Origin of the sequence: Pseudomonas sp. GD04091 (assembly GCF_029836165.1) — a bacterium.
In the GTDB taxonomy this organism is placed as follows: domain Bacteria; phylum Pseudomonadota; class Gammaproteobacteria; order Pseudomonadales; family Pseudomonadaceae; genus Aquipseudomonas.
This window is the reverse complement of record NZ_JAOEBG010000020.1, coordinates 101,302-120,550: the sequence shown is the minus strand read 5'-3', so window position 1 is coordinate 120,550 and position 19,249 is coordinate 101,302. Positions and strand designations below refer to the sequence as shown.

Genomic DNA, 19,249 nt, shown 5'->3' with positions numbered 1-19,249 from the left:
GCGACACAAGGCCGCTCCTACAGGGGTCGATGTCGCCCTTGAGAGCGGCGCATGATTCTAGCTGTTGTGGGAGCCTCCCATGTTGAACACCCTTCTACCCATCCTGCTGTTCGCAGCACTCGCCCTGGCGGTGCTCGGCGCCCTGCGCCGGGTGCGCATGTGGCGGCGTGGCCGGCCGAGCAAGGTAAACCTGCTCGGCGGTCTGCTGGCCATGCCACGACGTTACCTGGTGGATCTGCACCATGTGGTCGAGCGCGACAAATACATGTCGAAGACCCACGTGGCCACCGCAGGCGGCTTCGTGCTGTCTGCCGTGCTGGCAATCCTGGTGCACGGCTTCGGCCTGCACAGCAAGATCCTGGGCTATGCCTTGCTGGTAGCCACGGTGATCATGTTCAGCGGTGCGCTCTTCGTCTTCAAACGCCGGCTCGATCCTCCTTCGCGTCTGTCCAGGGGCCCGTGGATGCGCCTGCCCAAGAGCCTGCTGATGTTCGCGGCAAGCTTCTTCATCGCCACGCTGCCGGTGGCCGGCATCCTGCCGGAAGGTACCGGTGGCTGGGTGCTGGTCGCGCTGCTGGGCGTCGGTGTGCTGTGGGGCGTGTCCGAGCTGTTCTTCGGCATGACCTGGGGCGGTCCGATGAAGCACGCGTTCGCCGGCGCCCTGCACCTGGCCTGGCACCGCCGCGCCGAGCGCTTCGGCGGCGGTCGCTCCACCGGCCTCAAGCCGCTGGACCTGGAAGACCCCAACGCGCCATTGGGTGTGGAAAAGCCGGTGGACTTCACCTGGAACCAGCTGCTCGGCTTCGACGCCTGCGTGCAGTGCGGCAAGTGCGAGGCCATGTGCCCGGCGTTCGCCGCCGGCCAGCCGCTGAACCCGAAAAAGCTCATCCAGGACATGGTCATCGGCCTGGCCGGTGGCACCGACGCCCGGTTTGCCGGCAGCCCGTACCCTGGCAAGCCGATTGGCGAGCATGGCGGCCATCCGCATCAACCGATCGTCAACGGCCTGGTCGATGCCGAGACACTGTGGTCATGCACCACCTGCCGGGCCTGCGTCGAGGAGTGCCCGATGATGATCGAGCACGTCGATGCCATCGTCGACATGCGCCGTCACCTCACGCTTGAGAAGGGGGCCACGCCGAACAAGGGCGCCGAGGTGCTGGACAACCTGATCGCCACCGACAACCCAGGCGGTTTCGCCCCAGGCGGTCGAATGAACTGGGCGGCCGACCTCAACCTGCGACTGCTGTCCGAGGTGAAGAGCACCGACGTGCTGTTCTGGGTTGGCGACGGGGCCTTCGACATGCGCAACCAGCGCACCCTGCGCGCGTTCGTCAAGGTGCTCAAGGCCTCGGGCGTGGACTTCGCCGTGCTGGGGCTCGAAGAGCGCGACAGTGGTGACGTGGCGCGCCGCCTGGGCGACGAAGCGACCTTCCAGCAACTGGCCAGGCGCAATATCCAGACCCTGGCCAAGTACGGGTTCCAGCGCATCGTCACCTGCGACCCGCACAGCTTCCATGTGCTGAAGAACGAGTACGGCGCCCTTGGCGGCGATTACCAGGTGCAGCACCACAGCACCTACATCGCCGAACTGATCGCGGCCAGGAAACTCAACCTTGGCCAGCACAAGGGCGGCAGTGTCACCTACCACGACCCGTGCTACCTGGGCCGTTACAACGGCGAGTACGAAGCCCCGCGCGAAGTGCTCAAGGCCCTGGGCATCGAGGTGCGCGAAATGCAACGTTCGGGCTTCCGTTCCCGCTGCTGTGGCGGCGGCGGCGGTGCGCCGATCACCGATATCCCTGGCAAGCAGCGCATTCCCGACATGCGCATGGACGACATTCGCGAAACCGAGGCCGAGCTGGTGGCCGTGGGTTGTCCACAGTGCACGGCGATGCTCGAGGGCGTGGTCGAGCCGCGCCCCCAGGTCAAGGACCTGGCCGAGCTGGTGGCCGACGTGCTGATCGAAGAGCAAGCCCCTGCAACCCCAAAGTCGCAGGCGGCCAAACGTGAACCTGCGGAGGTGCACTGATGAGCGACATCATCCGCCGCGACCCACGCGCCGAGTGGATCGCCCGTAACCGCCTGCATCCGCTGCACGCGGCGATGCAGACGCAACAGACCAGCTGGATGGGGCCCAACGGTCTCATCCGCAAGAACCCCCATGCGATCGCCGCAGGTTTCATCGGCCCCAACGGCCTCAAGCGCCTCGACCGCAGCGGTGCCCAGCAGGGCACCGCTGTGGGCGGACGGCGCTCGACGACCGCCGAAGTGCAACTGCCGATGCATCAAGTCGTGGAGCCGGCGTTCTATATCGCCGTCGTGCCGGACATGGTCGGTGGCCGCCTCGGCAGCCACGACCGCGACTTGCTGGGCCTGGCCCACGGCCTGGCCGGCAGCGACGGCGCGGTGCTGGCCATCGTCTTTGGCGAGCACAAGGAAAACAACTTTTCCACAGCCGGCGTCGACCGCCTGCTGGTCATCGAGGGTGAGGCCTTCGAAGGTTATGCACCGGAGCAGTTGGTGCAGGGGCTACGGGCTGTGGATAACCAGTTCGCGCCGCGCCACTGGTTGTTGCCCGACAGCCGCAGCGGCGGCGGCGAGCTGGGCCGGCGTTTCGCCGCGGCCCTGGGCGAGCGCCCGGCGACGCGGGTGTGGCAGGTCAAGGATGGCCAATGCATCGGCCGCGCTGGCGCCGGCCAGCAGGATATCCAGCGCTCGCTGCCACGCTTGATCCTGGCCGCCGCCGAGTGCGCCGAACCGGTCAGTGAAACCCGCCACGAAGCGTTGCCGATGGAGTTGTCCACAGGCGTGGCCCGGAGCCTGTCGCGGATCGAAGACCTTGGCTCGGTGGCCGTCGACCCGGCCGCCATCGCCATGGCCGAGGCCGAGTTCATCGTTTCCGGCGGCAACGGCGTCAAGGATTGGGACCTGTACCACAGGGCCACCGCCGCCCTGGGTGCCACCGAGGGCGCCTCGCGGGTGGCGGTGGACGACGGCTTCATGCCGCGCAACCGCCAGGTCGGTGCCACTGGCACCTGGGTCACCGCACGGGTCTATGTGGCTGTGGGTATCTCCGGCGCCATCCAGCACCTGCAGGGCATCGGCGCCTGCGACAAGGTGGTGGCGATCAACATGGACCCGGGTTGCGACATGATCAAGCGGGCCGACCTGTCGGTGATCGGCGACAGCTCGGCGATTCTTCAGGCATTGATCGACGCTGTGGATAACTACCGCAGCGGCAGCCAGCGCGACGCGGCATAGGGGCAATGAGCATGAGTACGAAAGTCATCAGCCTGGTCTCGATCGGCGCCCACCCCAGCTCCGGTCGCGCCCGCCGCGCCGAGCAGGATGCCCGCGCCGTCGAATTGGGCTTGCAGCTGGCTGGGGATAACTTGCAGGTGGTGCACGCCGGCGATCCGCGCGAGGAGGCCCTGCGCGCCTACCTGGGCATGGGGCTGGAGCACCTGGATGTGCTGGAACAGCCTGTTGGCGCCGATGTGCTCGGCGTGCTCGGCGACTACCTGCGTGAGGCGGGCGCCCAGCTGGTGCTGACCGGCAGCCAGGCCGAGACCGGCGAGGGCTCGGGCATGTTGCCGTTCCTGCTGGCCGAGAAGCTGGGCTGGCCTTTGGTGGTCGGGCTGGCTGAAGTGGAGTCCATCGATAACGGCACTGCCCAGGTGCTACAGGCACTGCCCCGTGGCCAGCGGCGCCGCCTGAAGGTACGCCTGCCGCTGTTGGCGACTGTGGATAACGCTGCACCCAAGCCACGGCAAAGCGCGTTCGGCCCGGCGCGCCGAGGTGTGCTGGCGGCGCGCAATGTAGAGGTCGTGGAAGATCCACTGCTGGCCGAAGACGCCCTGCAACCCGCCCGTCCACGGCCCAAGCGGCTCAAGGTGATCAAGGCCAAGAGCGGCGCCGACCGCATGAAGGCCGCCACGGCCAAGGCCAGCGGCGGTGGCGGCAAGGTGCTCAAGGATGTTTCCCCACAGGAAGGCGCCGAAGCCATTCTCAAGTTGCTGGTGGAGGAGGGTGTGCTGCGCTGAGATTTCGACGATCGAGTGCAGCGCACAGGCTCGATGTTCGCGGGCAAGCCCGTTCCCACAGGGATCAGGCCAGTCTGAGCAATTTGCGCAAGGCGGTACCTCCCACAGGATTCCATGCCGGGGCTCGCGGATGCTTTGCCAGACCCACCGGCAAGCCCTGTGGGAGCAGGCTTGCCCGCGAAAGGGCCAGCACAGGCCCTACACGAATCACCCCCACTCACTTCATTTCGCAGCGGTTTTGATCTTATCCACAACGCCTCTCGCCGCGACCACTTCCGGCCGGATCAGGGAGGTCGGCAATCTGGCTTTCGGTTATCCACGAAATCTGTTCGACAATGTGTGGATAAAGTGTTCGCGCTTCGCCGCAGGCCTTACTCAGTAAGGCTTACAAGGAATTGTTCGAAATTTGATCAAGTCTACCCAGAGGCGACAATGCAGCTCTTTCCCTGCTCAAGACGGTTTGCCCACAATCTCTGTTGGCCCTGCTGTGGATAACGTGTGTGCCTATTGCTGGAGGCCCCATTTCTTCGGGGACTAGATGGATTGTTCAATAAACGATCAAAGGCTAGGCCACCAAAGAGATATTGAGAAAAGTGGGTTCCGGTGAGATATGCACAACCCCTTTTGCTCCATCGGGCAAAGTTTTTCACAGTTCCTGTGAGTCCACCTGTGGAAAAAGTGTTGGGTTTTCGCTGCAGGCCCCGTAATGCCTAGCGTACATGGAACTGCTCGATATTTGACCTGCCTACCACCGGTGCTAACGACGACTGTCGCGGCCGCCCTTCGCTCAAGCGGAAAGGGGTCTGTGGGTAGGTACGCCAAAGCAGGGCGACACCCTGGTATTTTTGTCAGTTGTTAACCTCACGAGCCAAGGACAGAATCGAATCCATATCCTACTCGCCTAATAACCTCGAGCGCGGGGGCTTGGCTTATGGCGCCAACACAGTTGCTGATGACGGACCTGCTCGAGAGCCCGTTTGCTGTTCGGTCTGCATCTGACTCCATGTCCGACTCCATGTCCATGGTGTACGCGCTCTACGGCTATCGACCTGTGTCTGTCGGTTTCACGAAAATCGGTTTCACCGGCCAGTTATGGGAGCCACAACGGGGCCATTACCTGCTAGGCAATGGATACAGAGCTTACAATCCGATACTGATGCGATTTCATTCACCGGATCGCCTGAGTCCGTTTGGGCGGGGAGGCATCAATGTTTATGCCTACTGTGAAGGTGATCCAGTCAATTGGCGGGACCCGTCTGGACGAAATAGAAAAAAACTAACCAGGTCGCTATTTTCCAGCACTACCAACGTGGGATTGAAAAATAAAGACAATACTGGGCACCTGTCGAGCGGAGAACGCAATTATTTGGAAAGAGTCTATGATCTAGGTAAAAAAAGACTCGAATATGATGCTTATTTGACTAAGCTAAGCACTGCAATACAAGATACCGAAAAACTCATTATCTCTCGACGCTCACCTAGCGGAGAGCCACATTCCGATGAAAGCTTAAAGCGTCTTACTGAACTTGCACAGATGACTGTTAGGAGGGCGGAATACACTGAAATGGTTATGAGGCTTGATATTGAGATTGATAAAGCAAAGCGGAGTTTGTTGCATGGCTCTAATACTTTCCCGCAGATTGACGATTTGGACATGGATCAGGCATATGATCAGGCTATTCGGGGTATTGAGAGGCGAGTCGGTAATGAGTTTCCTTCAGCCTACGCCTGGCGCTCTGGATCAATCTGAATGATTCCTATAGTTCATCGCCTAATGTGCTGAGCGCGAATACCCGAGTTTATAGTGCGTCGTAAAATTTTGACCCTGCAGTTACTATTTAAGTAATGGGGTTTGGTGGTAGCGGCTAATTCACGAGTAATCATGCCTGTGGAGGCTACTATGTCTAGTTCATTAACGATTTTCCTGTCAGACCGACAGTCTAGCGTGCTTGCTTCGAGAGTCGACCGCGAACAACGGTCAATTCAATACACCCCTTACGGTTACACTGAGCCTTCTGTGTCGCCAAGGACGGTTGGATATACTGGGCAGCTGCGCGAGAAAAATTTTGGTTGGTACATGTTGGGGAACGGTCATCGCATTTATAACCCAAAATTAAAGCGCTTTCACTCGCCAGATCACCTCAGTCCGTTCGAACGTGGAGGTATAAACTCTTATGCGTATGTCCAGAATGATCCGATGAACTTTACTGATCCAGATGGGCTAGCAGCCAATCCGATGATGTGGTTAGCTGGCTCAAGTATTTCACTTGCGAATTCCGGGGTATCGTTTGTTCATAATGGGATGAAGATGGCAAAAAGCTATCTTGATAATAAGCCCTATGCAGTTGTCGAGATCGCAGGCCAAGGATTGAAATCGGCGGGGGGAGTGATTGCTGGTACGGCAAGTTTTATCAAGTTTTCTAACCAGACCGGAGATATGGATCCAAAGTATTCCGGAGTAGATAATAGTCCCAATGACTTCGGTCTGGCCGTAGCCTATATGGGCGGTGCCACGATGGCCCTCGTGGGCGAAGGTATGCTGCTAGGAATATCAGCTGTTGAAATGTTTAGGAAACACTATGGTAATGGGAGAGACAAAAATAATACGCGTCAAGGGGAGGTTAACCAGCAGTTAATCCTGCATCCCCCTGCTCCCTTAGAACAGGGTCGCTCGTCAATGTCGCGCGGCAACCATGGAACTGGACAATCGAGTCAAGAAATGGCCATCGTGAGAGATGGCAGAGACTGAGTCTTTTATTTGTATAAATTTAGGGATGTCCCGCCAGGTTGCACCGGTGCACAGCACCAACAACACGCCATTGAGCATCGAGCGATCGTCGACTCTTGGGCGTCCTGTACGTCGATGTGCGGTGAAGAGATCTGCGACTATTTTCCATTTTTCATCGGAAAGTTCGTATCGCTTGGACATGGCAGAATCCTTCGCCTAAAAAGCGAGAACTCAACGGAAAATCAGGCTTCCAGAGGCTCCGGTGAGGTTTTAAAGGTTTTTATACAGAACCTATGGCTACCGGCCTGGGCCTCCCGGTTTCACCAAAATCGGCTTCACTGGCCAGCTACACGAGCGACAACAGGGTAATTATCTACTGGGCAACGGATATCGAGCATACAGCCCGGCGTTGATGCGCTTTCTTTCGTCCGATCGATTAAGCCCGTTCGTAAGGGGCGGGATTAACAGTTACGATTATTGCAACGGAGATCCGATCAATCGACACGACCGGAGCGGAAACTATAGCCACTTGGCTTCTACTTGCGATCTCCTTAATGGAGTGATGCTCTTGGTTGGAATAGTGGCTGTAGTTGTGAGTAAGGTCTTTAATCAATCATTCACAAGAAAGTCCATTGCTTCTCTTTAACTAGCCATAGGTGGCGCTACGAGTTATGTTGGAGGGCGAATGATAGAGACGTTCGAGAACGTGCAGCAAGGTGAAGGATTTCAAATGGCGGGTAACTATGCCATGGTGTCCGGGGTTGCATTAGGTACTTTGGATGTTGGCATTTCACTATGCACGCACGGTAGAGAACTGTTTCGCCGAGCTCAAGCCTCAATGGCAGTGCTGTTTGGAGCCATTCGAGTGGTTTGGAAAGTTGCAGTCTCCACTCCTCTGGGCACATATCTCACGGCGGTCTAGGGTTGGTTTTAAGCCCTATAAACCAAGCAAATACTCGAGAGAGTAGGCTGTCAGATCAGAGTAGCGAGAACGCGAGTTTTTTAACAGTCGCGATCGCGGCGGAGAAGCTGGAGCTCGGGGGCTTAATGAAGTGGGCAGATGTATTGAGGGAGGAAGTTTAGCGTTGTTTGGAATATTTAATTTGTATGCGGTATATGTGGCGAAATGTAGTTTGTGTTGGGTGTTGGTGAAATGCATTTCAATGCTCAATGGGCCCGCCCCCGATTTCGCGGGGGCGGGTTGAATCATTGTGCCTTGACTTCCTTCAGGTACGGTGCGGGCTCAGCTCCCAGATTGTTCAAGATCCGCTGACTGTACCAGTCGATAAAATTAACCACGCCAAACTCATAAGTTTTCGAATACGGCCCCGGCTGATACGCCGTCGAATTGATCCCCCGTTGGTTCTCCTCTGCCAACCGCCGGTCCTGGTCATTGGTGGCATCCCACACCTTGCGCATGTCCTCGGGGTTGTAGTCGACCCCTTCCACCGCATCCTTGTGCACCAGCCACTTGGTGGTGACCATGGTCTCCTGCGCGCTGATCGGCCACACGGTGAACACGATCATGTGGTCGCCCATGCAGTGGTTCCACGAGTGCGGCAGATGCAGGATGCGCATCGAGCCCAGGTCCGGGTTCTTGATACGGCCCATCAGCTTCTTGCACGCCACCTTGCCGTCCATGGTCATCGACACGGTGCCCTTGAGCAGCGGCATGCGCACGATGCGGTTACGCAGGCCGTGGCTCTTGTGCAGGTACGGGATCTTCTCGGCTTCCCAGGCGGCGGCGGAGGCGGCGACGTGGTCCTTGAATTCCTGGCTGGCGCGGGGGTCTTCGGTGTCGTCCCATTCCAGCAGGGTCTTGAGCAACTCGGGGTGCGAACCGTTGCAGTGGTAGCACTCGCGGTTGTTCTCCAGTACCAGCTTCCAGTTGGCCTTTTCCATCAAGGTGGTCTGCACCGCCACCTTGGTGTTCTCCATGTCGTACGGTTCCATATAGTGGTCGAGGGTCGCCAGGAACTCGTCGATGGCCGGCGGGTTCTGCGCCAGGCTGATGAAGATGTAGCCACCGGCGACCTTCACGTTCACAGGCTTGAGGCCGTACTGGTTCATGTCGAAGTCGGCGCCCATCTCGGTGCCGGCGAACAGCAGGCGGCCGTCGAGCTCGTAGGTCCACTGGTGGTACGGGCAGACCAGCTTGGCCACCTTGCCCTTTTCGCTGACGCACAGGCGCGAGCCGCGGTGGCGGCAGACGTTGTGGAAGGCGTGCACCTTACCTTCGGCGCCCCGCACCACGATGATCGGGTTCTTGCCGATCTGCAGGGTGAGGTAGTTGCCCTTGGCCGGGATCTCGCAGACCAGGCCGGCGATCAGCCATTCCTTGTGGAAGATCTCCTGCATGTCGATCTGGAACAGGCGTTCTTCGCTGTAGAACGGTTGCGGCAGCGAGAAGGTGCGCTCGCGGGTCTGCAGCATCTCGGCGGTGGCCTTGCGCGCAGGTTCCAGTGGATCGCCCAGGCTCAGGGTTGCGGTGACGTCCATCGTGTGGTCCTCGGGGCCGCGTGCGGCCGGCAAAAGGTGGCTAATCGTTGTTTTTGTGCCGCAAGGCTGCTGGTGGATAAACAGCGTGTTGTTTTGCCGGGAGTGTGCGTCCGGGCCGGGAAATGACCATGTCCATGGGCGACATGGCCGAATCGAATTCCGACGCGCCAACCCCTGTAGCGCGGGGCTGGTCGCGATAAGCACGCCGATGTCGCGGATGGGAATGTACACAGCCACGGGCTTGCGCATTATCGGAGCCATAAGAAAGGCCGACAGTCGGCTGCTGGAGATGAACATGTCCGATACCTTCCTCAATCCGGTCACCACCCAGACCTGGGCCAATGGCCGCCACATCGTGCGCTGCGTCAAGGTCATCCAGGAGACCTGGGACGTGCGCACCTTCTGCTTCATGGCCGACCAGCCGATCATGTTCTTCTTCAAGCCCGGGCAGTTCGTCACCCTCGAACTGGAAATCGAGGGCAAGCCGGTGATGCGTTCGTACACCATCTCCAGCTCGCCGTCGGTGCCCTACAGCTTCTCGATCACCGTCAAGCGCGTGCCGGGCGGGCTGGTGTCCAACTTCCTCCACGACACCATGCACGAAGGCGCCGAGCTGCCGGTGCACGGGCCGGTGGGGCTGTTCAACGCCATCGACTTCCCGGCGCCGAAGACGCTCTACCTCTCGGGCGGCGTCGGCATCACCCCGGTGATGTCCATGGCCCGCTGGTTCTACGACACCAACGCCAACGTCGACATGGTGTTCGTGCACAGCGCCCGCTCGCCGAAGGACATCATCTTCCACCGCGAACTGGAACAGATGGCCTCGCGCATCCCCAACTTCAGCCTGCATATCGTCTGCGAGAAGCATGGCCTGGGCGAGCCGTGGGCCGGTTATCGCGGCTACCTGAACCAGCGCCTGATGGAACTGATCGCCCCGGACTACCTGGAACGCATCATCTTCTGCTGCGGTCCGACGCCGTACATGAACGCGGTCAAGCGCATGCTCGAGGCCGTCGGCTTCGACATGCGCAACTACCACGAGGAGTCGTTCGGCGCGACGCCGCCGGAGGCCAAGGCCGACGCGGTCGAGCATGCCGAAGCGGCGGCCGATGCGCCGGAAGTGGATGTGGCCGACCTCAACCTGGTGGAGTTCGTCGGCAGCGACAAGAGCATCCGCGTGGCCCCGGGCGAGACCGTGCACGCGGCGGCGGCCAAGGTCGGGCTGATGATTCCCAAGGCCTGCGGCATGGGCATCTGCGGCACCTGCAAGGTGCTCAAGCTCGGTGGCGAGGTGGAAATGGAGCACAACGGCGGGATTACCGAGGAAGACGAGGCCGAGGGCTACATCCTGTCGTGCTGCAGCGTGCCGAAGGGAGATGTGCGGATCGAGTACTGATCCGGCGGCCAGTCTGACTTCTTCGCGGGCAAGCCCGCTCCCACAGGTACAGCGCATGACCTGTGGGAGCGGGCTTGCCCGCGACTGCTTTCAGGTACGGAAACGCGCCACCAGCCCGTTGAGGTCCACCGCCAGGCGCGACAGCTCGGCGCTTGCCGCGCTGGTCTGATGCGCCCCGGTGGCACTCTGCACCGACAGGTCGTTGATGTTCACCAGGTTGCGGTCCACCTCGCGGGCAACCTGGGCCTGCTCCTCGGCGGCGCTGGCGATCACCAGGTTGCGCTCGTTGATCTGTGCCACCGCGCCGGCGATGGTGTCCAGCGCCAGGCCCGCGCCACGGGCGATGTTCAGGGTCGACTCGGCGCGCTCGGTGCTGGTGCGCATCGAGTCCACGGCCTGCTCTGTGCCGCCCTGGATGCTGCCGATCATCCGCTCGATCTCGCTGGTGGACTGCTGGGTACGATGGGCCAGGGCGCGCACTTCGTCGGCGACCACGGCGAAACCACGGCCCGCTTCACCGGCACGGGCCGCCTCGATGGCGGCGTTGAGCGCCAGCAGGTTGGTCTGGTCGGCCAGGCCGCGGATCACGTCGAGCACCTTGCCGATATCGCGGGACTGCTCCGCCAGGTGGGTGATCAGCTTGGCGGTGGCCTGCACATCGCCGCTCATGCGTTCGATGGCGCCCACGGTCTCCATCACCAGGTCCCGGCCGTCGCCGGCCGAACGGCTGGCTTCGCTGGAGGCCTCCGAAGTGCTTACCGCGTTGCGCGCCACTTCCTCGACTGCGCTGGTCATCTCGGTGACGGCAGTGGCGGCCTGCTCGATCTCGTTGTTCTGCTGCTGCAGGCCACGGGCGCTTTCATCGGTGACGCTGTTCAGTTCTTCGGCGGCCGAGGCCAGCTGGGTGGCGGAGCCGGCGATCAACTGCAGGGTGTCGCGCAGCTTGTCCTGCATCTTGGCCATGGCCTGCAGCAGGCGCGCGGCCTCGTCGCTGCCTTCGGGGCGGATGCTGTGGGTCAGGTCGCCTTCGGCGATCTGCTCGGCGGCCTGCAGGGCTTCGTCGATGGGCTTGACGATGCTGCGGGTCAGCAGGAAGGCGAACAGCAAGGTCAGGACGGTCGCCGCGATCAGCAGGCCGATCACCAGGGTGAAGGCGCTGCTGTACTGGTTGGCGGCCTGGGCGTTGGTGGCGCTGGTCTGGTCGGTGTTGATGCGCACAAGGGTGTCCATGACCTTGTTGATCTGCTCGGAGTTGGCCAGCAGATCGCGGTTGAGCAGGTCGCGCAGCGCATCCAGGTCACCGGTCTGGCTCAGGCTGCGCATGCGCGCTTCGAGCTGGCGGTACTGGTTGAGCAGCGCGCCGTACTGATCGAAGGCGGCTTTCTCGTCGGTGGCGGTGACCAGTGGCTCGTAGATGCGGCGGGCCTTGTCGATCTGCGCGTTGCGCTCATCCAGCAAGCGCAGGGTCTCCTGCTGGGTAGCCGGTTCGCGGTTGAGCAGCAGGCGGTAGGAGAGGGTACGCAGGCGCAGGTTGAGCGCGGTCAGTTCGTCGAGGGTCTTGATGCTGGGCACGCTGATCTCTTCGATGGTCACACCGGCCTGGCGGATGTTGCCCATCTGGATCAGCGAGAAGACGCCAAGGCCGAGCATCAGCAGGCCGATCACGGCGAACCCGAGCAGCGCGCGGGGCGCGATATTCATATTGCGTAAGGACATGGTGGCGATTCTCAAGGCAGAAGAAATGCCGCGATCCCTGCGACGGAATTAGATCTGCCTGCCTATCGGTCGTGACCGCGCAGTCTTGAGGGCGAAACGATGAAATTGTGAGGCAGCTAACTAATTTCCTGACCAGCGGTTGATCCAGGTCGGAACAAGGAGGGCGATCTCCGGTCAACCTGATCCAGGCAAAAACCTTTTGAATCCGATATTTAATGGCGGGGGCGCAGGTTTTTCCTTATCGTGTGCGCCCTTTGCAACAACCCGAGATAGACGCATGTTGGAAACTTCCCTGAATCAACTCGAGCAACTGGTCAACGACCTGATGCACAAGAACGCGCAACTGGCCGAGCAGAACGCCAGCCTCGGCCAGGAACTGGCCCAGGCCAAGGAAGAGAACGACAGCCTGCAGTTGTCGCTGATGGAACAGGAAGAGAAGCACGGCGCCACCGCCGCCCGCATCCAGGCCCTGGTGGAGCGCGCCAGCGCAGGTGTCGTGAACGCATGAGACTGCAAGCGCAGCCAGTCAACGTCGTGTCCATCCTGGGCAACGATTACTCGCTGAAGGCCCCTGAAGGCCAGGAAGAAACCCTGAACCAGGCCGTGCGCATGCTCAATGTCGCCCTGGCCGAGACCAAGCGCCAGTACCCGACCCTGATCGGCGACAAGCTGCTGGTGCTGGCCGCCCTGAACCTGTGCTCGAAGCAGATCGAACTGCAGCGCGAGCACGACCGCACCCTCGAGCGCACCCAGGCGCAGATCGACGCCACCGTCGATGCCCTCAGCCGGACCATCGGCGACCAGTAAAGCGCTCAAGCATCCCCTGTGGGAGCGGGTTTACCCGCGAAGACGTCGGTGGAGCCACCATCGTCTTCGCGGGTAAACCCGCTCCCACAGTTGTTTTGTGCTGCCTCGGATCACTGGAACAATTGGATACTTAAGTGTATACATCCCGAAAAACAATAATTGTCGGGAGTGGGACATGCGTATCTGGCGGCGGAGCATCCAATGGCAACTGATCGCAAGCATGGGCGCCGCCCTGCTGGCGAGCATCCTGGTGGTGGTGGCGATCTACACGATGGCGCTCAATCGCCTCACCGAACGCTACCTGGTCGACACGGCGCTGCCCGCCAGCGTCGAGGCCATTCGCAACGATATCGAACGCATGCTCGGCCAGCCGCTGGTGGCCGCGGCGGACATTGCCGGCAACACCCTCCTGCGTGATTGGTTGGCAGCCGGTGAAGCCCCGGCCGAGCTGCCGCGCTTCATCGAGTATCTGGACGCGGCAAAGCAGCGCAACCACGCCTTCACCACCCTGTTCGCCTCGACCGTCAGCGGCCACTACTACAACGAGAAGGGCCTGGACCGCACTCTCAGCCGCGCGAACCCCAAGGACTCGTGGTTCTACGGCTACATCGACAGTGGCGCCGAGCGCTTCATCAATATCGATATCGACGGCTCCACCGGTGAGTTGGCACTGTTCATCGACTATCGGGTCGAGAAGGATGGCCAGCTGGTCGGCGTGGCCGGCATGGGCCTGCGCATGACCGAGCTGTCGAAGCTGATCCACGACTTCAGTTTCGGCGAGCACGGCAAGGTGTTCCTGGTCCGCAACGATGGCCTTATCCAGGTCCACCCCGAGCAGCAGTTCAGCGGCAGGCGCCAGCTCGCCGAGCAGTTGGATGCCGCCGCGGCGAAGGCGGTGCTGAGCGGTGGCGAGGGGCTGCGCAGCAGTCGTTTCAGCCGCGCTGGCGAGGACTACCTGGCCCTTGGCCTACCCCTGCGTGACCTGAACTGGACCCTGGTGGCCGAAGTGCCGGAGGCCGAAATCTATGCCCAGGCGCGCCAGGCCATCTGGCAGACCTGCCTGATCGGCGGCGGCGTGGCGCTGCTTTCACTGTTGCTGGTGGTGCTGCTGGCGCGCGGGTTGGTACGGCCTATCCGTCAGGTCACGGCGGCTCTGGTGCAGATCGGCGGTGGCGCGGGCGACCTCAGCCATCGCCTCGATGATTCGCGACACGACGAACTGGGCGACCTGGCCCGGGGCTTCAACCGATTCCTGGACAGCCAGCGCGACCTGATCGGCGAAGTGCTGCGCACCACCGAGCGCCTGCACCGGTCGGTGGAGCAGGTGACCCAGGTGGTGGACAACACCGCCGAACGCTCCGGTCGCCAGCAGGAGATGACCGAGATGGTCGCCACCGCCGTGCACGAGATGGGCCTGACCGTGCAGGACATCGCCCACAACGCCGGCTCCGCCGCGCATGCCTCGCAGTCGGCGCGCGACGAGGCGTTGCAGGCGCGGGAGGTGGTGCATCGCTCCATCCACAACATCGAAGGCATGTCCGGGGAGATCGGCCGCGCCGCCGAGGCGGTGACGCAACTGGCCGACGAGGTCGCCTCGATCGATGAAGTGCTGGCGGTGATCCGCAGTATCTCCGAGCAGACCAACCTGCTGGCGCTCAACGCCGCCATCGAGGCGGCGCGGGCCGGCGAGATGGGCCGTGGCTTCGCCGTGGTGGCCGATGAAGTGCGTACCCTGGCACGGCGCACCCAGGTGTCCACCGATGAAGTGCAGCAGATGATCCAGCGCCTCAAGCACGGCGCCGGCACGGCGGTGGCTTCGATGCAGGCCGGGCGGGAGGCGACGGGCAGCGGGGTCGAATCGAGCCAGCGCACCGGGGCCTCGCTGGGGGCGATCACCGATCAGGTCGAGCGCATCAGCGGCATGAACGAGCAGGTGGCCACGGCGACCGAGGAGCAGTCGGCGGTGACCGAGGAGATCAACCGGACGGTGCAGGGGATTTCCGACCTGGCGCGACAGACGGCCAGCGAAGTGCAGGGGTGTCGTGAGGAGTGCCAGGCGTTGCGTGGATTGGCTGATGACCTGGCGCGGCAGATGGGAGGGTTCAGGCTTTAGATCACAGGCGAGCGCGTTGCGCTCGTTTCGCCGGCAAGCCGGCTCCCACAGGGGATCGCATCACCCTGTGGGAGCCGGCTTGCCGGCGATGCGGACTGTCAGGCATTGAAGATCGCGCGGATATCCGCCGCCAGTTCCCGCACCCGGGCTTCCTGGGTATCCCACGAACACATGAACCGCGCCCCACCGCTGCCGATGAAGGTATAGAAGCGCCAGCCCTTGTTGCGCAGGGCCTCCAGCGCGTGCTCCGGCATCTGCAGGAACACCCCGTTGGCCTCCACCGGGAACATCAGCTCGACACCCGGCAAGTCACTCACCAGCGATGCCAGCAGCTGCGCGCAGTGGTTGGCGTGCCGGCCATGGCGCATCCAGGCGCCGTCTTCGAGCAGCCCGACCCACGGCGCCGACAGGAAGCGCATTTTCGACGCCAGTTGCCCGGCCTGCTTGCAGCGGTAGTCGAAATCGTCGGCCAGGTCGCGGTTGAAGAACAGGATCGCTTCGCCCACCGCCATGCCGTTCTTGGTGCCGCCGAAGCACAGCACATCGACGCCGGCCTTCCAGGTCAGCTCGGCCGGCGAGCAGCCGAGGAACGCGCAGGCATTGGTGAAGCGCGCGCCGTCCATGTGCAGGTTCAGGCCCAGCTCTTTACAAGTGGCGCTGATCGCGTTGAGCTCGTCGGGGCGGTACACGGTGCCCACTTCGGTGGCCTGGGTGATGGTCACCACGCGTGGCTTGGGGTAGTGGATGTCCTGGCGCTTGAGCGCGACTTCGCGGATCGACTGGGGCGTCAGCTTGCCGTTGACGCTGGCCGCGGTGAGCAGCTTGGAGCCGTTGGAAAAGAACTCCGGCGCGCCGCATTCGTCGGTCTCGACGTGGGCGGTCTCGGAGCAGATCACGCTGTGGTAGCTCTGGCACAGCGAGGCCAGGGCCAGGGAGTTGGCGGCGGTGCCGTTGAAGGCGAAGAACACCTCGCAGTCGGTCTCGAACAGCTTGCGGAAGTATTCCGAGGCCCGCTCGGTCCACTGGTCGTCGCCGTAGGCACGCTCGTGACCGTGGTTGGCCTTTTCCATCGCGGCCCAGGCTTCGGGGCAGATGCCGGAGTAGTTGTCGCTGGCGAATTGTTGGTTGTTGTCGGTCATGACGCCTGTCCTTTTGTACGACGCAGGAACGCACTCTAAACCATCGATTTGGCGGTTGCCTATACAGGCCCATGCCTGCGTCGCCTGTGCCGGCCTCTTCGCGGGTAAACCCGCGAAGAGGCCGGCACAGGCGAACACTGCAGCCAATGTCGTAAACGCGCCATTGCAAGGCGCGCGCAGGCATCTGTGCCCCCGTGCCCGGTCATACCATCGCCGCAAAGGGTGGGAAAACCCTCACCAGACAAGAAACGATCGCTGCCGGGAGATACACGATGTTCAGCAAGCAAGACCAGATCCAGGGTTATGACGACGCACTGCTGGCGGCGATGAATGCCGAGGAACAGCGCCAGGAAGATCACATCGAGCTGATCGCCTCGGAGAACTACACCAGCAAGCGCGTGATGCAGGCCCAGGGCAGCGGCCTGACCAACAAGTACGCCGAAGGCTATCCGGGCAAGCGCTACTACGGTGGCTGCGAGCATGTGGACAAGGTCGAGGCCCTGGCCATCGAGCGCGCCAAGCAACTGTTCGGCGCCGACTATGCCAACGTCCAGCCGCATTCCGGTTCTTCGGCCAACGGCGCCGTCTATCTCGCCCTGCTGCAGGCCGGCGACACCATCCTGGGCATGAGCCTGGCCCACGGCGGCCACCTGACCCACGGCGCGAAAGTGTCGTCCTCGGGCAAGCTGTACAACGCCGTTCAATACGGCATCGACACCGCCACCGGCCTGATCGACTACGACGAAGTCGAGCGCCTGGCCCTCGAGCACAAGCCGAAGATGATCGTCGCCGGATTCTCGGCCTACTCGAAAACCCTCGATTTCCCACGCTTCCGTCAGATCGCCGACAAGGTCGGCGCGCTGCTGTTCGTCGACATGGCCCACGTCGCCGGCCTGGTCGCCGCCGGCCTGTACCCGAACCCGATCGCCTTCGCCGACGTGGTCACCACCACTACCCACAAGACCCTGCGCGGCCCCCGTGGCGGCCTGATCCTGGCCAAGGCCAATGAAGAGATCGAGAAGAAGCTCAACGCTGCCGTGTTCCCCGGCGCGCAGGGCGGCCCGCTGATGCACGTGATCGCGGCCAAGGCGGTGTGCTTCAAGGAAGCCCTGGAGCCTGAATTCAAGAGCTACCAGAAACAAGTCATCGAGAACGCCCAGGCCATGGCCCAGGTGTTCATCGACCGCGGCTACGACGTGGTCTCCGGCGGCACCGACAACCACCTGTTCCTGGTCAGCCTGATTCGCCAGGGCCTGACCGGCAAGGACGCCGACGCCGCCCTGGGCCGTGCCCACATCACCGTCAACAAGAACGCCGTGCCCAACGACCCGCAGTCGCCGTTCGTCACTTCCGGCCTGCGCATCGGCACTCCGGCCGTCACCACCCGTGGCTTCAAGGTCGCCCAGTGCGTGGCGCTGGCCGGCTGGATCTGCGATGTGCTGGACAACCTGGGCGACGCCGATGTCGAGGCCGATGTGGCCAAGAACGTCGCCGCGCTGTGCGCCGACTTCCCGGTCTACCGCTGAGTGGAGCAGAACACCATGCAACGTTATTCAGGCTTCGGCCTCTTCAAGCACTCCCTCAGCCACCACGAGAACTGGCAGCGCATGTGGCGCACGCCGACGCCCAAGAAGGTCTACGACGTGGTCATCGTCGGCGGTGGCGGCCATGGCCTGGCCACTGCCTACTACCTGGCGAAGGAGCACGGCATCACCAACGTGGCGGTTGTCGAAAAGGGCTACCTGGGCGGCGGCAACACCGCCCGCAACACCACCATCGTGCGTTCCAACTACCTGTGGGACGAGTCGGCGCACCTGTACGAGCACGCCATGAAGCTGTGGGAGGGTCTGTCCCAGGACATCAACTACAACGTGATGTTCTCCCAGCGCGGCGTGTACAACCTGTGCCACACCCTGCAGGACATTCGCGACTCCGAGCGCCGGGTCAACGCCAACCGCCTCAACGGCGTCGATGGCGAGCTGATCCGCACCGAGCAGGTCGCGGCCGAGATCCCGTACCTGGACTGCTCGAAGAACACCCGCTACCCGATCCTCGGCGCCACCGTGCAGCGGCGTGGCGGCGTGGCCCGTCACGACGCCGTGGCCTGGGGCTTCGCTCGTGCCGCCGACGCCCTGGGCGTGGACCTGATCCAGCAGACCGAGGTGATCGGCTTTCGCAAAGAGAACGGCGCCGTGATCGGCGTCGAAACCAACAAGGGCTTCATCGGCGCCAAGCGTGTCGGCGTGGTCACCGCCGGCAATTCCGGGCACATGGCCAAGCTGGCCGGTTTCCGCCTGCCCCTGGAGTCGCACCCGCTGCAGGCGCTGGTGTCGGAGCCGATCAAGCCGATCATCGACAGCGTGATCATGTCCAACGCCGTGCACGGCTACATCAGCCAGTCCGACAAGGGCGACCTGGTGATCGGCGCCGGTATCGACGGCTGGGTCGGCTACGGCCAGCGCGGCTCGTACCCGATCATCGAGCACACCCTGCAGGCGATCGTCGAGATGTTCCCGATCCTTTCCCGTGTGCGCATGAACCGCCAGTGGGGCGGCATCGTCGACACCACCCCCGACGCCTGCCCGATCATCTCCAAGACCCCGGTGAAGAACATGTTCTTCAACTGCGGCTGGGGCACCGGCGGCTTCAAGGCCACCCCGGGCTCGGGCAACGTGTTCGCCGCGAGCCTGGCCAAGGGCGAGATGCATCCGCTGGCCGCGCCTTTCTCCATCGACCGTTTCTACAACGGTGCGCTGATCGACGAACACGGCGCCGCTGCCGTCGCCCACTGACCCGGAGACAACC

Annotated in this window: 13 protein-coding genes and 3 pseudogenes; 12 read left to right on the top strand and 4 right to left on the bottom strand. The window is 62.3% G+C overall.

Annotated elements, in window-relative coordinates; all coding sequences use genetic code 11:
• Positions 1 to 79: 79 nt before the first annotated feature.
• The 5 genes and pseudogenes from dgcB (at position 80) to N7422_RS20945 (ending at position 6,795) form a co-directional block, all read left to right on the top strand.
• Positions 80 to 2,032 carry a dimethylglycine demethylation protein DgcB gene (gene dgcB, locus N7422_RS20965; protein ID WP_279808345.1) on the top strand — a complete coding sequence of 651 codons (1,953 nt, stop codon included), beginning with the start codon at positions 80 to 82 and terminating at the stop codon, positions 2,030 to 2,032.
• Positions 2,032 to 3,264, top strand: a complete 1,233-nt coding sequence (locus N7422_RS20960) for an electron transfer flavoprotein subunit alpha/FixB family protein (RefSeq protein WP_279808344.1) — start codon at positions 2,032 to 2,034, stop codon at positions 3,262 to 3,264. The genes dgcB and N7422_RS20960 overlap by 1 nt, the downstream gene beginning before the upstream one ends.
• 11 nt (positions 3,265 to 3,275) lie before the next feature.
• Positions 3,276 to 4,046 carry an electron transfer flavoprotein subunit beta gene (locus tag N7422_RS20955; protein WP_279808343.1) on the top strand — a complete coding sequence of 257 codons (771 nt, stop codon included), beginning with the start codon at positions 3,276 to 3,278 and terminating at the stop codon, positions 4,044 to 4,046.
• Positions 4,047 to 5,082: 1,036 nt separating this feature from the next.
• Positions 5,083 to 5,307 (top strand): annotated as a pseudogene (locus N7422_RS20950) (RHS repeat-associated core domain-containing protein); the annotation flags it as partial.
• 621 nt (positions 5,308 to 5,928) lie between these two features.
• On the top strand, positions 5,929 to 6,795 hold the full coding sequence (locus tag N7422_RS20945; protein ID WP_347815273.1) for an RHS repeat-associated core domain-containing protein: 867 nt from the start codon (positions 5,929 to 5,931) through the stop codon (positions 6,793 to 6,795).
• Between the two features lie 18 nt (positions 6,796 to 6,813).
• Here the strand turns inward: N7422_RS20945 and N7422_RS20940 are convergent.
• A pseudogene (locus N7422_RS20940) lies at positions 6,814 to 6,975 on the bottom strand (transposase); the annotation flags it as partial.
• 94 nt (positions 6,976 to 7,069) lie between these two features.
• Between N7422_RS20940 and N7422_RS26880 the strand changes: the two are divergent.
• A pseudogene (locus tag N7422_RS26880) lies at positions 7,070 to 7,420 on the top strand (RHS repeat-associated core domain-containing protein); the annotation flags it as partial.
• A 560-nt stretch (positions 7,421 to 7,980) separates the two neighbouring features.
• Here the strand turns inward: N7422_RS26880 and gbcA are convergent.
• Positions 7,981 to 9,273, bottom strand: a complete 1,293-nt coding sequence (gene gbcA, locus N7422_RS20930) for a glycine-betaine demethylase subunit GbcA (RefSeq protein WP_279808341.1) — start codon at positions 9,271 to 9,273, stop codon at positions 7,981 to 7,983.
• Positions 9,274 to 9,568: 295 nt separating this feature from the next.
• On the opposite strand from gbcA, the gene gbcB reads away from it, so the two are divergent.
• The gene (gene gbcB / locus N7422_RS20925) at positions 9,569 to 10,669 is read left to right on the top strand and encodes a glycine-betaine demethylase subunit GbcB (RefSeq protein ID WP_279808340.1); all 1,101 of its coding nucleotides are present in this window, start codon (positions 9,569 to 9,571) and stop codon (positions 10,667 to 10,669) included.
• A 90-nt stretch (positions 10,670 to 10,759) separates the two neighbouring features.
• Here the strand turns inward: gbcB and N7422_RS20920 are convergent, their stop codons facing one another.
• On the bottom strand, positions 10,760 to 12,385 hold the full coding sequence (locus N7422_RS20920) for a methyl-accepting chemotaxis protein (protein WP_279808339.1): 1,626 nt from the start codon (positions 12,383 to 12,385) through the stop codon (positions 10,760 to 10,762).
• Positions 12,386 to 12,662: 277 nt separating this feature from the next.
• Here N7422_RS20920 and N7422_RS20915 point away from each other — a divergent pair, with 277 nt between their 5' ends.
• The 3 genes from N7422_RS20915 (at position 12,663) to N7422_RS20905 (ending at position 15,305) form a co-directional block, all read left to right on the top strand.
• Positions 12,663 to 12,893, top strand: a complete 231-nt coding sequence (locus tag N7422_RS20915) for a hypothetical protein (RefSeq protein WP_279808338.1) — start codon at positions 12,663 to 12,665, stop codon at positions 12,891 to 12,893.
• Positions 12,890 to 13,192, top strand: a complete 303-nt coding sequence (locus N7422_RS20910) for a cell division protein ZapA (protein ID WP_279808337.1) — start codon at positions 12,890 to 12,892, stop codon at positions 13,190 to 13,192. The genes N7422_RS20915 and N7422_RS20910 overlap by 4 nt, the downstream gene beginning before the upstream one ends.
• Positions 13,193 to 13,367: 175 nt before the next feature.
• Positions 13,368 to 15,305 carry a methyl-accepting chemotaxis protein gene (locus N7422_RS20905; RefSeq protein ID WP_279808336.1) on the top strand — a complete coding sequence of 646 codons (1,938 nt, stop codon included), beginning with the start codon at positions 13,368 to 13,370 and terminating at the stop codon, positions 15,303 to 15,305.
• Positions 15,306 to 15,403: 98 nt separating this feature from the next.
• Here the strand turns inward: N7422_RS20905 and N7422_RS20900 are convergent, their stop codons facing one another.
• Complete coding sequence (locus N7422_RS20900) at positions 15,404 to 16,444, bottom strand: low specificity L-threonine aldolase (protein WP_279808335.1); 1,041 nt, start codon at positions 16,442 to 16,444, stop codon at positions 15,404 to 15,406.
• A 272-nt stretch (positions 16,445 to 16,716) separates the two neighbouring features.
• On the opposite strand from N7422_RS20900, the gene N7422_RS20895 reads away from it, so the two are divergent.
• A complete protein-coding gene (locus tag N7422_RS20895) occupies positions 16,717 to 17,970 on the top strand; it encodes a serine hydroxymethyltransferase (RefSeq protein ID WP_279808334.1) in 1,254 nt (417 codons plus the stop codon).
• 15 nt (positions 17,971 to 17,985) lie between these two features.
• Positions 17,986 to 19,236: a sarcosine oxidase subunit beta family protein gene (locus N7422_RS20890; protein WP_011536148.1), complete on the top strand. Its 1,251-nt coding sequence runs from the start codon at positions 17,986 to 17,988 to the stop codon at positions 19,234 to 19,236.
• The last annotated feature ends 13 nt before the right edge of the window (positions 19,237 to 19,249 follow it).

Excerpts from the sequence above, each read along its gene's own strand:
- dgcB (WP_279808345.1), top strand. The coding sequence starts at position 80 with ATGTTGAACACCCTTCTACCCATCCTGCTGTTCGCAGCACTCGCCCTG.
- N7422_RS20960 (WP_279808344.1), top strand. The coding sequence starts at position 2,032 with ATGAGCGACATCATCCGCCGCGACCCACGCGCCGAGTGGATCGCCCGT.
- N7422_RS20955 (WP_279808343.1), top strand. The coding sequence starts at position 3,276 with ATGAGTACGAAAGTCATCAGCCTGGTCTCGATCGGCGCCCACCCCAGC.
- N7422_RS20945 (WP_347815273.1), top strand. The coding sequence starts at position 5,929 with ATGCCTGTGGAGGCTACTATGTCTAGTTCATTAACGATTTTCCTGTCA.
- gbcA (WP_279808341.1), bottom strand. The coding sequence starts at position 9,273 with ATGGACGTCACCGCAACCCTGAGCCTGGGCGATCCACTGGAACCTGCG.
- gbcB (WP_279808340.1), top strand. The coding sequence starts at position 9,569 with ATGTCCGATACCTTCCTCAATCCGGTCACCACCCAGACCTGGGCCAAT.
- N7422_RS20920 (WP_279808339.1), bottom strand. The coding sequence starts at position 12,385 with ATGTCCTTACGCAATATGAATATCGCGCCCCGCGCGCTGCTCGGGTTC.
- N7422_RS20915 (WP_279808338.1), top strand. The coding sequence starts at position 12,663 with ATGTTGGAAACTTCCCTGAATCAACTCGAGCAACTGGTCAACGACCTG.
- N7422_RS20910 (WP_279808337.1), top strand. The coding sequence starts at position 12,890 with ATGAGACTGCAAGCGCAGCCAGTCAACGTCGTGTCCATCCTGGGCAAC.
- N7422_RS20905 (WP_279808336.1), top strand. The coding sequence starts at position 13,368 with ATGCGTATCTGGCGGCGGAGCATCCAATGGCAACTGATCGCAAGCATG.
- N7422_RS20900 (WP_279808335.1), bottom strand. The coding sequence starts at position 16,444 with ATGACCGACAACAACCAACAATTCGCCAGCGACAACTACTCCGGCATC.
- N7422_RS20895 (WP_279808334.1), top strand. The coding sequence starts at position 16,717 with ATGTTCAGCAAGCAAGACCAGATCCAGGGTTATGACGACGCACTGCTG.
- N7422_RS20890 (WP_011536148.1), top strand. The coding sequence starts at position 17,986 with ATGCAACGTTATTCAGGCTTCGGCCTCTTCAAGCACTCCCTCAGCCAC.